The following is a 13,800-nucleotide window of genomic DNA, read 5'->3' as shown; positions in this document are numbered from 1 at the left end:
CGCAGCAAGCGCGCCCGCCCGTCCGCCGCGTGGGCGGTTCGCTGCTTTACGTGGCCATGCGTTGAAGCATGGCCAGCAGCGTGTCGAACGAAAGCGGCTTGCGCGCGTATTCGATGACGGGATTCGGTTGCACGGGGATATCGGCGGCCGCGCTGCACAGAATGATCGGAATGGCACGCAGATCAGGATCGGCGTTCAACGCCGCGCACAGTTGCAGCCCTGACATGACCGGCATCATGCAGTCCGACACGATGATGTCGGGCCGGGTCTTGCGTATCTGCTCGAGCGCGGCGGCCCCGTTCGACGCCGTCAGCACGGTGTAGCCGTGCCGCTCCAGCAACAGCCGCCAGACTGTCAGGATGTCGAACTCGTCGTCCACGACCAGAATGGTTTTCATGGGCGGCTAGGTGTTTCGTCGCGGCGGCAGCGTGGCCGTCAGGCCGGCCGCCGAATACAGGCTGGCGGGGCTCCCCGAGTTTTCGCTCACGTCGAGGCCTTGAGACGAAATCACAAGCTCGCGCAACGAAGTGTCGTGGGCGCTTTCACGCTGCTTGACCACGGAAATCATGCGCCGCAGACCCGCTTCCGTTTCGGCGTAACGCAGCAGCACGAGGTTCTCGGTCAGGGCCGAAACCCGCACGCTCTTCGCGTGGCCGGGGTCGGCGTAAAGCGGCAACTCTTCTGTAAGGAGCGTGGTGACGCAGGCCTCGCGAAGCTGGTGCAGCAGCGCATTCAGGAACAGGCCAAAGCGCTCGGTGCGCAACGCGGAATCGCGGAAACCTTCTACCCCGTCGATGACGATGCGCGACGCGCCGATCTTCTTGACCGTGGCGAGCGCGGTGGCCGCGAGTTCGTCGACGGCCAGTTCAATGGCCGGTTGCCACTGGATCACGAGCCGGCCGTCCTCGTGCGCGTCCGTCAGTCCGATCGACACGGCCTCCGCTTTGCCGATCAGCCGCTGCGGCCCTTCGTAAAAGCCAAGGTACACGCAGCGTTCGCCGCGCGCGACGCCGGCCGCGAGAAATTGCAGACAGAGCAACGTCTTGCCGACGCCCGACGGCCCGATCAGCGTGGTCGTGGAGCCTTGCGCAAAGCCGCCGCCGAGCAGGCCGTCGAGATGCGGAAGGCCGAAGCCGAGACGCGCTTTCAGATCGACCGGACCCGGCGGCAGAGCAGATTGCGCTTCCAGGCGCGGGAACATCAGGAGCCCGCTTTCGGCAATGCGGAAGAAATGCTTGCCCATCAGATGATTGCGCGCGCGCATCTTGTGGACTTCGATTTCGCGCGCGCGGCGCATGCCGTCGTTGAATCGGTTCAGCTCGATCAGGCCATCGACCAGCGTATGTTCCGGATGCGGTTCGTTGCCGGAGAGCGGGGCAAGCAGCAAGGTCGTGCAATCCATCGCCGCGACCAGCGCATTCAACTCATGGATGAACTTGGACAGCGACAGCTCGGTCTCGCTGAATTCACGCGCGCTACGAAAGCCGTCGATGATCATCAGGCTCGGGCGGTAATCGTAAATGCTCGAGGCAATCAGCTTGAGGAAGCCGTCGAGACCGTCCTGCATCAGTTCGTGATAGCCGGACACGAACAGCATCTGCTGGGCGACCGCTTTCTCGTCGAAAAAGCTCAGGCCCTTGAGATGACCCAACAGCTTGTCGTGCGATTCGGCGATCAAGGTCATGTACAGCACCTTCTCGCCCTGGCTTACACGATGAAAACCAATCTGGCTCGACAGAATCGTCTTGCCGGCGCCGGCCATGCCTTCCAGCAGGTACACGCCGCCGCGGACCAGACCTCCGCCCAGGATCTCGTCGAGACCGGGGACGCCCGTTTCCACGTTGGATCGGGAAGATGTCTGAGATTCGTGGTTAGTCATTGTCGAAGTGTCATTTCAAAGTGCGGAGAAGCGACGGCTCGTAAGGAATCGTCTATTGCTCAACTCCTCTAATTAGCAAGCCGCGTTCCCGCTCCGGGGCGGCAATGCTGCGCGTCGGCATGAGATGCAGGGGATTCTACCTGGCGGCGACGCGCTTGGCGAACGGCACGCAGGCGTGCGGTTCGCGGTCGTTCGAGGCAGTGGAGTGGCGCGTTGCCGACCGCCGGAGTGGCGGCGAACTTTTCAACGCGATGTAAGCAGAGGGAGATTCAGACAACGCCTCGCGCATGCAATTCGTGCAAAGGTGCACCGCATGCGCGAGGCGCTTACAGCGAGGCGGGCCGACAACCCGCTTTCGATTCAACTACAAACGAAACTACTCGCGGCGTTGACGTCGCCGCCCTGATAGCGCGCCACTTTCGGATACGCGCAAAGTGGCCGCGTGCGTCCCGCGCCCCAACCGGCAGGCACGTCCGTGTTCGGCACGACATTGCTCGCGTCGCGCGCGGTGGCGACCACGCTGTCCGGCGCTTTGCCCTGTTCGACCCACGCGACGAGCGGCGTGAGCATGTCGAACTGGTCGGTGCTCGGTCCACCGCTGCAGTGGTTCATGCCGGCAATGGTGTAAAGACGGGCGAAGTTAGAAGCGTCGCCGCCGTTTGCCGTCGTGAGCCGCTGATACCAGTCAGTCGTGTCGTTCGATGAAAACACCGGGTCGCTCGTGCCGTGATAAACCATCAGCTTCGCTCCGCGCTGCTTCAATGCGCTCAGGTTGGTTTCGTCGGGCGGCGTCATGAAGGACCACGCCGACTCGCTATACGTGCCGCTGGTGGCGAAGATCTTCGGCGCGTCGGTGTCCATGCTGAAGTTCAGCGCGTACGCCGACAACTGGCTCAACACGGAAGCGCTTTGCGGTGGCGTGGTGAAGGTGAAGGCGGCTGCGGCCGGATCGAGTGTGATCGAGTTGGCCTGCTTCCATGCCGACCAGCCCGGGCCGAGTCCGGCGTCGTATGGGAAGCTCGCATACAGGGCTGTGCCTGCGCTGTTGCGCGCGCCGGAGAACACATTGCCGATGGCGTCCTTTTGCGCGCCCGTCAAACACGTGCCGTCGCGCACGTTGTTCGTGCAGGTCGGGACATCGGTGGCGAGGCTGAAATTTGCCTGGCATGCCTTGATATCCTGAATGAGGCCGTCGCTGGCGCCGTCGAGCGCGTCGCACTTGGCCAGTATTTTCGACGCCACCATTTGACGTTCTGCCGCGGTAAAGCCGGTTGTGATATCGGGCAGGCCGTTCGACGTTGTCGCGGTCGCCACTTTCGCGAGCTGCTGCGCGCTCCACATTTCGCCGACGGCCGCCTTCGGCAGATGAAAGCCCGGATCGCCCGCAATGATGCCGTCATATTCCGCCGACGAGCGTGCCGCCGCGACCATTGCATGACGTCCACCGTTGGAGCAGCCGTCGAAGTAGCTGCGGTCCGGTGCCTTGCCGTAAGCGAGCTTGATGACCTGCTTGGCCATCGGCGTGAGCGTGGCGACTGCGTTGTAGCCGTAGTCGATGCGCGCTTGCGGGTCGAGACCGAACAGCGGATTTTGCGCCGAGCTGTGCCCCGCATCCGAGCTGATGACCGCGAAGCCCATATTGAGCGCGTCGCTCGTGGGACCGCCGCCGCCGATCTCGCCGGTGGCCGTGACCACGTTGCCGTCGAGGCCACCGTTGGCCTGATAGAAGAAACGCCCGTTCCATGCGATCGGCAGGCGCATTTCGAAGCCGATCGCGTAGGTCTTGCCGTCGACACTGCTGACGCGTTGATTCATGCTGCCTTGAATCAGACAGTGTTCGGCGATCGGTTTGCCGGCTACTTTCAGCGTGCCTGCCGCGATGTCCGTCACCGTGGTGAAGACCGTATTGGCGAATGTGAGCTTCGCGGCGAGCGCCGCGCAATTGCCGGCGAGCGTGCCAGGCGTGGCGGCGCTCAGTTGCGGCAACGCGGCGGTGTTGGCGCTGGTGCCCGCGCTGCTGCCGAGATCGTTGCCGCCGCACGCGGCTAGTGTGAGCGCCGCAGCCGCTGCGAGCGCGATAGAGGTGCATTTCATGCAGTGTCTCCTAGAACGAATGACGAACGCCGACCATCACGCCGGTCTGGCCGGTGCCTGCCGCGGGCGTCGTGCCGCCGCCGCCGGCGCTGACCGAGTAGCGCGCTTTCGCGCTGTTGCCGAGGTACGAACCTTGGGCGTAGACAGCGGTGCGCTTCGAAAGCAGATAGGTGGTGCGCAGGGTGCCCATCGTGGCGCGGGTGTCGTGCTCGCTATTGGTGATGTGATAGACCTCGCCGTCGACGATGAAGGCAGGCGTCACGTAGTACGACGCGGCGACGAAGAACAGATTCGAGCGCACGCTCGCAATCGTGTCCGCCGCCGGCTCGACGCGGCGGTTGAGCCATCCCACGCCGAGTTTTGCCTTGCCGAGATTCGCGTAGGCGCTCACATGCGCGCGGATGTCCTTGTCGCCGGCGCTGGTGAGCGGAGTCGGCGCGATGCCGTCGAAGAAGTTCGCCGCCGCGGTGCTGCCGCCACGCTGCTCTTCATACGACGCCGCGACGCCGAAGAGCGGCGCGTCGTACTTCAGCATGACTGACCATTCGCGGCATTGGGTTGCCTGTCCGGCGACCGAACCGGTGCACGTGCCCTGGCCCGGCGAGTTGCCGGTGCCGGCGGAATCGCGGCCGAACGAGTAATTCGCGCCGAGCGTCACGCCCGCATAACTGCCGAGGTAGACCACCGAGTTGTCGGCGCGGGCGTTGGGCACATAGGCGTCGAGCGAGCCCAGACCATAGATGTCCGGGCCGATCAGGTCCGCGCCCATCAGCGCGAGGTACGTCATCGTGTACTGGCGGCCGAACGAGACCGTGCCGTATGGGCTCTTGATACCGACGAATGCCTGACGGCCGAACAGCCGCCCGCCCTGGCCGAGGTCACCGGCTCGCACATTGAAGCCACTTTCCAGCGTGAAGACCGCGCTATAGCCGCCACCCAGGTCTTCATTGCCGCGCAGCCCCCAGCGCGAAGGCAATTCGCCCGTGACCGACGGCATGCGGAACACGCTCTTGCCCGCGGCGTTCGCGTGCGAAACGTATTCGATGCCGGTATCGACAATGCCGTAGAGCGTCACGCTCGATTGGGCCGCTGCGGCGCCGTTGACGGTGCACAGTGCGCCGCAGAGTAAAAGACGTGCGGATGCTTGCATGAAGGGTGTCTCCGAACCGTTGAATGAATGTGTGTGTTGTTGTTGAATTTTTTGTGCGGACGGTCAGTCGTCGGCGCGCGGGCGGCGTAGCAGGAGCAGCGCGGCTGCTGCGGCGATCAGCGTGACGGGAATGCTTGCGCCGATTACGGTCGATGAACTGCGCCCCATCGCCAGCAATTGACCCGCGGCCAGCGGCCCGACCACCGAGCCGACGCGGCCCACCGCCACCGCCGCGCCGACGCCGGTGCCGCGCATGGCCGTCGGATAAAACGCAGCGGACAGCGCATACAGCACCGATTGGCCGCCGATCACGAACATCCCCGCGAAGAAGGCCGAGGCCGCCAGCGCGCCGAAGCCGGGCGCCATCGAAAGCGCCGCGAGCGACGCGATGATCCCGACATACATGCCCGCCACCACCACGCCCGAGCGCATGCGGTCCATCAACATGCCGATGCACAACGCGCCGATGCCGCCGCCGATGTTGAAAAAGATCTGCACGTAGCCGACCTGCGCGCGCGTCAGACCGCTTGCCGCCATCAAAGAGGGCAGCCAGTTGAGCAGGAAGTAGAGGACGATCAGCGTGCAGAAGTAGCTGACCCAGATCTGCACGGTGGAGAGGCCACGTGTGCCGCCGAACAGGATTTCACCGACCGGTGCCGGTTTGGCGTGGCCATCGCGCGATGCTTGCGTGAACGCCTTCGAATCCGCGAGAAACACGAGCAGCAGTGGCACCAGCACCAGCGGTCCCGCGCCGCCGACGTAGAAGATGTGGCGCCACTCGGTGTCGCCCGCACTTAGCACGCCGATCACCGACGCGATCACACCACCGAACGGAATGCCGCAATACATCACACTCACGGCGGTGCTGCGCGCACGCGGCTCGACCGCTTCCGACGACAACGCGATCAGGTTCGGCAATGCGCCACCGAGTCCGATACCTGTCAGCAGCCGCACAATCACGAGCGTGTGAAAGTCGCTCACTAGCGCGGTCATGATCGACAGCAGGCCGAACAGGCAGGCGGAGATCACGAGCACGCGCTTGCGGCCGATGCGGTCGGCGAGCCGCCCGCCGAACATCGCGCCAGGCAGCAGGCCGAAGGTGCCGGCGCTGAACGCCAGGCCCATCTGCGCGACCGAGAGGCCGAACTCGCGCGCCATGCGCGGCGCGGCGACGCCGACCGACTGCAGGTCGAGCCCTTCGAGCAGGGCAATCGCAAAACACAATCCGAGGGTGACGAAGGCGCCTGTCCGGCTGGACGTTGCCGGTAGCGCAGTGCCTTCGGTCGAATTCAATGTTCCGGCTCTTTTCACGTTAGTGATCCTTATTAAATGGCGTGGTTTTCCGGTTTCGCTGGAAGTCAGCAGATGCCGAGTCGCCGTCGTGCATGCCAGACGGGTTTGGCATGCGGGCGTCAGATCATCGTCGAGGCCACGATGGAATACCCTGCAGCAGCGCAGCAATCACCGCCGCGCGCGGCGCATCGTTTCGATGGCCAGACGACGGTGCATTTGCTTCGAGGCGATGCGGCGCGTCTCCACACGCCGCATCGTGGACTGGATTTAATATCAGGTAGGCTGATAACACAAGCGCAAATTGTTCGGTGAAAACACCTAGCAATTCGGCGAGGCGGCCAGCGGATCTAGCCGCGCAGATTACGAACGAAAGTTTCGAGGTGGGTCTGCACCGCGCCGGCGGCGTCGAGTTCGATGCCTTCCATCATCTGCTTCTCGATGGCCTTGACGGCCTGCTCGCATTCGCGCAACACGGCGCGCCCTTCGTCCGTCAGTCGCAGCAGCACGATGCGGCCGTGCGTCGGGTCCGGTTCGCGGCTTACCCAGTTGCGGCTTGCCATCGCATTCATCACCTCATTGGCCGACTGCGGCGTGATGAAGGAACGCTCGGCGACCTGTGCGTTGGATGCTTGCCCTTTGGCTTCGAGCACGGAAAGCGCGGTGAATTGCGCGAGCGTCAGGCCGAGCGGCGCGAGCGCTTCGGTCATACGGCGCCGCAGGATGCGGTCGAGACTGCCGATCACATAGGTCAGGCGCAGGCTGGAACGGCGAGTGCGTGTGGCGGTCGGCTCGGCAGGCGAGTTTTGATTTTTGCTCATCGTGGGCAGAAGGTTCGGTCTATCCCGCATCTTAGCGCGCCTCGACGGAAATTCCGCCGCTAGGGGTTTGCACCGAGCGGGCGATTTTCCACTTTACATATCAGGCAGCCTGATATTAAATGTGTTCATCAGGCCGCGGTCGCGGCCAACGTTCACGGAGAAAGCAGATGAGTTATGAAGGCCGTTGGAAAACCGTCAAGGTCGATGTCGTGGAAGGAATCGCATGGGTCTCGTTCAATCGACCTGAGAAGCGCAACGCGATGAGCCCCACGCTGAACAAGGAAATGATCGAGGTGCTCGAAGCCGTTGAGCTGGACGCGGAAGCCCAGGTTCTGGTACTCACCGGCGAAGGCGACGCGTGGACTGCCGGCATGGACCTGAAGGAATATTTCCGCGAAGTCGACGCGGGCCCCGAAATCCTGCAGGAAAAGATTCGCCGCGACGCGTGCCGGTGGCAATGGCAACTGCTGCGCATGTACGCGAAGCCGACCATCGCGATGGTCAATGGCTGGTGCTTCGGTGGCGGATTCTCGCCGCTGGTGGCGTGCGACCTCGCGATTGCCGCCGACGAAGCCGTGTTCGGCCTCTCCGAAATCAACTGGGGCATTCCGCCGGGCAACCTGGTGAGCAAAGCAATGGCCGATACCGTCGGGCATCGTCAGGCGCTGTATTACATCATGACGGGCGAGACGTTCACCGGGCAGGAAGCGGCGCAGATGGGCCTCGTCAACAAGAGCGTGCCGCGCGCCGAGCTGCGCGAAGCTACGCGTGCGCTCGCCGGCAAACTGCTCGAGAAGAATCCGGTGGTGTTGCGAGCCGCCAAGCAGGGTTTCAAGCGTTGCCGCGAACTGACGTGGGATCAGAACGAAGACTATCTGTACGCCAAGCTCGATCAGGCGCAATTGCGCGATCCCGAAGGCGGCCGCGAACAGGGCCTCAAGCAGTTCCTCGACGACAAGGCGATCAAGCCCGGTCTGCAAACGTACAAGCGCTAATCGGTCGCATCGGCGTGGACTTCGGTTCACGCACTACGGTGAGTGATGCAGCGAGAGAGACAGCGAGGAGACGACGGACATGCATGAAGTGACTTTGTTGATCGGCGGCGAAAGCCGCGGCGCATCGGACGGCAAGACGTTCGAGCGGATCAATCCCGCGAGCGGCCAGACTGCTTCGCGTGCGGCGGCGGCCACGTTGGCCGATGCCGACGCCGCGGTTGAAGCGGCCGCGCGGGCCTTTCCGGCCTGGTCGGCGCTGGCACCGACCGAGCGTCGCAAGCGTTTGCTGGCGGCAGCGGATCTGATGGACGCCCGCACCGCGCAGTTCATCGAAACCGGCGTCGCCGAAACGGGCGCGATGCCGAACTGGTACGGCTTCAACGTCATGCTGGCCGCCAACATGCTGCGCGAAGCCGCGGCCATGACCACGCAGATCGACGGCGACGTGATTCCGTCCGATGTGCCAGGCAGTCTCGCGATGGCGGTGCGCCAGCCATGCGGCGTGGTGCTCGGCATGGCGCCGTGGAACGCGCCGGTGATTCTCGGCACGCGGGCCATTGCGATGCCGCTCGCGTGCGGCAACACGGTCGTGCTCAAGGCGTCCGAAGGTTGTCCGGGCGTGCATCGGTTGATCGGCAGCGTGCTGCAGGAAGCCGGGCTCGGCGATGGCGTCGTCAACGTGATCACACATTCCGCCGAAGACGCGCCGGCGATCGTGGAGCGGCTGATTGCGCATCCGGCGGTACGTCGGGTGAATTTCACCGGTTCGACGCGAGTGGGGCGCATCGTCGCGCAGCATGCGGCGCTGCATCTGAAGCCGGCGTTGCTCGAACTCGGCGGCAAGGCGCCGGTCGTGGTGCTCGACGATGCCGATCTGGATGCGGCCGTCGCAGGCATCGCGTTCGGCGCGTTTTTCAACCAGGGGCAGATTTGCATGTCGACGGAGCGCGTGATCGTCGACCGGAAGATTGCGGATGCGCTGGTGGAGAAACTCGCGGCGAAAGCGCGAAGCCTGAAAGCCGGCAACCCGGCCGCAGCGGATTCCGTACTCGGTGTGCTCGAAAGCGCGGCTGCCGCGCGGCGCATCAAGGCGTTGATCGAAGACGCGCATGAGAAGGGCGCGCGGTTGCCGGTCGGCTGCACGGTCGAAGGCGCTGTGATGCAACCGGTGATTGTCGACGGCATTACGCCTGCAATGAAGCTGTATGCGGAAGAATCGTTCGGGCCGGTGGTGACGGTGCAACGCGTGGACGGCGACGAAGAAGCCATTCGAATCGCCAACGACAGCGAATATGGACTCTCGGCAGCGGTATTCGGCCGCGATGTGTCGCGCGCGTTGAACGTCGCGAAGCGCATTGAATCGGGCATCTGCCATATCAACGGTCCGACCGTGCACGATGAAGCGCAGATGCCGTTCGGCGGCGTGAAGAAAAGCGGCTACGGACGATTCGGCAGCAAGGCGTCGATTGCCGAGTTCACGGATCTGCGTTGGATCACGATTCAAACCGGACCGCGGCACTATCCGATTTGATCGTTGCGATCGCGATTTTCATTCTGATCGATAGGAGACAGGCTTTGCATTCCGAGCCGATACAACCGAATACCCCCGGTGCGCCGAAGCGCTACCGGGCGACGACGATCGGCGCTTCATCATTGCACACGCAGCGCCAGGGCGCCACGTGGTATCTGCGCGCGGCAGAACCACTCGGCGAGCATCCGCAACGTATGACGGAGCGGCTCGCAAGTGGCGCGCAAGCGCATCCTGACCGATGGCTCGCGGCACGTCGCGACAGCGACGGTCAATGGATCGGCCTGAGCTACGCAAAGGCGTTGCAAAGCGCTCGCGCAATCGGCCAGGCGCTCCTCGCGCGCGAACTTTCCGCTGAACGGCCCATCGTGATTCTGTCGGGCAACGATCTCGAACATCTGCAACTTGCGCTCGGCGCAATGTGGGCCGGCGTTCCCTATGCCGCGATTTCGCCGGCCTATGCGCTTGCTTCCGGCGACTTCGGCAAGTTGCGCCATACGATCGACCTGCTGACGCCAGGTCTCGTGTTTGCAAGCAGCTACGATACGTTCGCCAAGGCAATCGAGGCGGTCGTGCCGGCCGATGTCGAAGTACTTGCCGCCAACTTGCCACGAGAACAGCCGACGACCCGCAACGTGACTTCGTTCAGCAACCTGCTGAACACAACGCCCACTACGGTCGACTCAGTTCACGCCACGATGAGCCCCGACGTGATCGCCAAATTCCTTTTCACCTCGGGTTCGACCAAACTGCCGAAAGCGGTGCCGACCACCCACCGCATGCTATGCAGCAACCAGCAGATGCTGCTCGAAACGTTCCCCGAGTTCGCGAAGGAGCCGCCGGTGCTGGTCGACTGGCTGCCCTGGAATCACACGTTCGGCGGCAGCCATAACGTGGGCATCGCGCTCTACAACGGCGGCACGCTCTATATCGACGACGGCAAACCGGTCAACGGCAAGTTCGAGGAAACGCTGCGCAATCTGCGCGAGATCGCCCCGACTATCTACTTCAATGTGCCGAAGGGTTGGGAGGAACTGGCGATCGCGCTGGAGCGCGACGAGCAATTGCGCGAGACTTTTTTCTCGCGCGTGAAGGTGTATTTCTTCTCCGGTGCCGGCTTGTCGCAAGCGGCGTGGGACAGGCTCGAACGCGTCACTGAAACGTATTGCGGCGAGCGGATACGCATCATGGCCGGACTCGGCATGACGGAGACGTCGCCGTCGTGTCTGTTCACCACGGGGCCGATCATGCGCGCGGGCTATGTGGGCCTGCCCGCGCACGGTTGCGAAGTCAAACTCGCGCCGGTCGGCGACAAGCTCGAGGCGCGTTATCGCGGGCCGCACGTCATGGCCGGGTACTGGCGCGCCGACGCGGCCGAGTTGGAGAACGTCTTCGACGAAGAAGGCTACTTCCGCAGCGGCGACGCACTGCGCTTTGTCGACATGGCGCAACCGGAACTTGGGTTGTTGTTCGATGGGCGCATTGCCGAGGACTTCAAGCTGAGTTCGGGCACTTTCGTGAGCGTCGGCCCGATGCGGGCGCGCGTGATTTCTGAAGGCGCACCGTATGTGCAGGACGTGGTGGTCGCCGGCATGAATCGCGACGATGTGGGGCTGCTGGTCTTCCCACGTCTCGACGATTGCAAGCGGCTGGCTCGTTTGCCCGTTTCGGCGAGCGCGCAAGAGGTGGTCGAAGCACCCGCCGTGCGCGCGCACTTCGCCACGCTGCTCGACGCGCTCAATCGCGGTGCCACGGGCGGCGCGACCACCATTGCGCGGCTGCGGCTCATGGACGTCGCGCCGTCGCTCGATCTCGGTGAGATCACCGACAAAGGCTCGATCAATCAACGCGCGGTGTTGACGCATCGTGCCGCGCTCGTCGAAGCGATGTATGACGCGGCACAGCGCGATCCCGCGGTGATCGTCGCGAGTGCATGCGGCGCGACGTGACGCGTGCGCCGCAGGATCAGACAGGAAAGGCTAGATGAATCTCGACCAACTCGTCGCAATCGACACTCACGTGCACGCGGAAGTTTCGTGCTGCCAGCCGCCGGATCTGTTCGGCAAGGAATTCGACGATGCCGCCGACAAGTACTTCGGCACCGTGCTGAAACTCGGCCGGCGGCCGACGATTCCCGAGACCATCGAACACTATCGCGAGCGCAAGATCGGCTTCGTGATGTTCACCGTGGACTGCGAAGCGAACCTCGGACGGCGGCGCATCCCGAACGAGGAGATCGCTGAATTCGCGCAGAAAAACCGCGACATCATGATTGCCTTCGCGAGTATCGATCCACACAAGGGCAAGATGGGAGTGCGTGAGGCGCGCAAGCTGATCGAGGAATACGGTGTGCGCGGTTTCAAGTTTCATCCCACGATGCAAGCCTTTTTCGCCAACGACCGGCTTGCTTATCCGCTCTACGAACTGATCGCCGAACACCGGCTCACGGCGGTTTTTCACAGCGGCCATTCCGGCATGGGGTCGGGCATGCGAGGCGGCGGCGGACTGCGCCTGAAATATTCGGAGCCGATTCATCTCGACGACGTCGCGGCGGATTTCCCCGATATGAACATCGTGATCGCGCATCCGTCGTGGCCGTGGCAGGAGCAGGCGTTGTCGATCGCATTGCATAAGCCAAACGTCTATATCGACCTGTCCGGCTGGTCGCCGAAGTATTTCTCGCCCGAGTTGATCCGCCACGCCAATACGGTGCTCAAGCGCAAGATGCTGTTCGGTTCGGATTTTCCGCTGATCCAGCCGGACCGCTGGCTGGAGGATTTCAGGCAGGTCGGTTTCAGGGAAGAGGTGCAGCCTTTGATTCTCAAGCAGAACGCGATCGGCCTGCTGGGGCTTCAGAACGACACCTAAAAGCGTTCGTGGGTAGCAGTGCAGGTCCGCTGCGCACGGCAGAGGCGCTTCGCCGTATACAATTCGGCAGCGCCTGATTTTTGCCTGCTTTTTTGCCCAATACCGACCTGATCTCATCCATGCCGAATCCGACCCGGGCCTTCCTTCTTGGCCCGCTCCTGAAAGGCGTTTCACGCTCCTTCTATCTCACCCTGCGCGTGCTGCCCGTCGGGATGCGCGATCCGATCGGACTCGCCTACCTGCTGGCACGCGCGGCCGATACGATTGCGGACACCTCGCTGATCTCGCCGGAACAACGCCTCGCCTTGCTGTTGTCGCTGCGTGCTCAGGTGAATGGCGCTACCGACGACGGCGCGCTGTTCCAGCGCATGGCCGCCGAAGTGGCGGGGCAGCAGATCCAGTCGGACGAGAAAGTGCTGCTCGAATCGCTCGGCCCCGCGCTCGATGTGTTGTCGCAGCTGAGCGAATCGGATCGCAAGGCCGTGCGCGAGATCGTCTCGACGCTGACCGAAGGCATGGAGTTCGATCTTCGCACCTTCCCCGACGAACGTTCCGGTCAGATCGCGTCGCTGCGCGAATACGACGAACTCGACCGCTATACGTATCTGGTGGCGGGCTGCGTCGGCGAATTCTGGACCACCATGACCTACGCGCACATGCCTGGCACGCTGAAGGAGCGGCCCGAGACGATGGCACGGCGCGGCGTGCGGTTCGGCAAGGCGCTGCAAATGACCAACGTGTTGCGCGATTGCGGCAAGGACTTGCGAATCGGCCGTTGTTATTTGCCGCAGACCCTGCTCGACCAATATGGCCTAAGCGCGCAGGATCTGCTGCTGCCGGCCAATTCGGTGCGTGCCCGGCCGCTGATGGTCGAACTTTTGCGTAAGACACTCGATCATTTCCGCGAAGCCCTCGATTACACGCTAGCGATTCCCGCGTTTTCCGTGCGTTTGCGTCTCGCATGTTTGTGGCCGATTCTGATTGGTCTCGAGACGTTGATCCTGCTCGCGGACAACAGCGCCTGGCTCGATCCGCAGAAAGTGTCCAAGGTGCGACGCAATAGGGTGTATCAGATCATCGCGTCGTCGCTGTTGCTGGTGTCTTCGAATGCGCTGGTGCGCAATGCCATCGAACAGCGAATCAGGCAGATCGAAGCCCGGCTGTGAGGGTGACGG

General features: G+C 63.3%; 11 protein-coding genes. 5 read left to right on the top strand and 6 right to left on the bottom strand.

Annotation, left to right across the window (positions count from 1 at the left end):
- Nucleotides 1–46: 46 nt before the first annotated feature.
- The 6 genes from P0D73_RS08590 to P0D73_RS08565 all read right to left on the bottom strand — a co-directional run bounded on the left by P0D73_RS08590 (nucleotide 47) and on the right by P0D73_RS08565 (nucleotide 7,234).
- Nucleotides 47–397, bottom strand: coding sequence for a response regulator (locus tag P0D73_RS08590; protein WP_408177269.1), 351 nt, complete (start codon nucleotides 395–397; stop codon nucleotides 47–49).
- Between the two features lie 6 nt (nucleotides 398–403).
- Nucleotides 404–1,879, bottom strand: a complete 1,476-nt coding sequence (locus tag P0D73_RS08585; RefSeq protein WP_408283938.1) for an ATPase domain-containing protein — start codon at nucleotides 1,877–1,879, stop codon at nucleotides 404–406.
- Nucleotides 1,880–2,239: 360 nt separating this feature from the next.
- Nucleotides 2,240–3,973 (bottom strand): tannase/feruloyl esterase family alpha/beta hydrolase, encoded by a 1,734-nt coding sequence (locus P0D73_RS08580; RefSeq protein ID WP_408314313.1) that lies wholly within the window; start codon nucleotides 3,971–3,973, stop codon nucleotides 2,240–2,242.
- Nucleotides 3,974–3,983: 10 nt separating this feature from the next.
- Nucleotides 3,984–5,123, bottom strand: coding sequence for a porin (locus P0D73_RS08575; RefSeq protein ID WP_408314311.1), 1,140 nt, complete (start codon nucleotides 5,121–5,123; stop codon nucleotides 3,984–3,986).
- A 63-nt stretch (nucleotides 5,124–5,186) separates the two neighbouring features.
- Nucleotides 5,187–6,416, bottom strand: a complete 1,230-nt coding sequence (gene mhpT, locus P0D73_RS08570; RefSeq protein WP_408314378.1) for a 3-(3-hydroxy-phenyl)propionate transporter MhpT — start codon at nucleotides 6,414–6,416, stop codon at nucleotides 5,187–5,189.
- A gap of 347 nt (nucleotides 6,417–6,763) precedes the next feature.
- The gene (locus P0D73_RS08565) at nucleotides 6,764–7,234 is read right to left on the bottom strand and encodes a MarR family winged helix-turn-helix transcriptional regulator (protein WP_408314309.1); all 471 of its coding nucleotides are present in this window, start codon (nucleotides 7,232–7,234) and stop codon (nucleotides 6,764–6,766) included.
- Nucleotides 7,235–7,401: 167 nt separating this feature from the next.
- Between P0D73_RS08565 and P0D73_RS08560 the strand changes: the two genes are divergently transcribed.
- From P0D73_RS08560 to P0D73_RS08540, 5 genes are all read left to right on the top strand, one after another.
- Complete coding sequence (locus P0D73_RS08560; RefSeq protein ID WP_408283929.1) at nucleotides 7,402–8,229, top strand: p-hydroxycinnamoyl CoA hydratase/lyase; 828 nt, start codon at nucleotides 7,402–7,404, stop codon at nucleotides 8,227–8,229.
- 79 nt (nucleotides 8,230–8,308) lie between these two features.
- Nucleotides 8,309–9,760 (top strand): aldehyde dehydrogenase, encoded by a 1,452-nt coding sequence (locus P0D73_RS08555; protein WP_408430900.1) that lies wholly within the window; start codon nucleotides 8,309–8,311, stop codon nucleotides 9,758–9,760.
- A gap of 44 nt (nucleotides 9,761–9,804) precedes the next feature.
- Nucleotides 9,805–11,706 (top strand): feruloyl-CoA synthase, encoded by a 1,902-nt coding sequence (locus P0D73_RS08550; RefSeq protein ID WP_408431298.1) that lies wholly within the window; start codon nucleotides 9,805–9,807, stop codon nucleotides 11,704–11,706.
- 34 nt (nucleotides 11,707–11,740) lie between these two features.
- A complete protein-coding gene (locus P0D73_RS08545; protein WP_408283925.1) occupies nucleotides 11,741–12,625 on the top strand; it encodes an amidohydrolase family protein in 885 nt (294 codons plus the stop codon).
- Nucleotides 12,626–12,744: 119 nt separating this feature from the next.
- Complete coding sequence (locus P0D73_RS08540; RefSeq protein ID WP_408430897.1) at nucleotides 12,745–13,791, top strand: phytoene/squalene synthase family protein; 1,047 nt, start codon at nucleotides 12,745–12,747, stop codon at nucleotides 13,789–13,791.
- The last annotated feature ends 9 nt before the right edge of the window (nucleotides 13,792–13,800 follow it).

This window comes from Paraburkholderia sp. RL18-101-BIB-B, from assembly GCF_046026985.1.
Taxonomy (GTDB): domain Bacteria; phylum Pseudomonadota; class Gammaproteobacteria; order Burkholderiales; family Burkholderiaceae; genus Paraburkholderia.
Note: the sequence above shows the minus strand (reverse complement) of the source record. Positions and strands in the feature narration are given on the sequence as shown.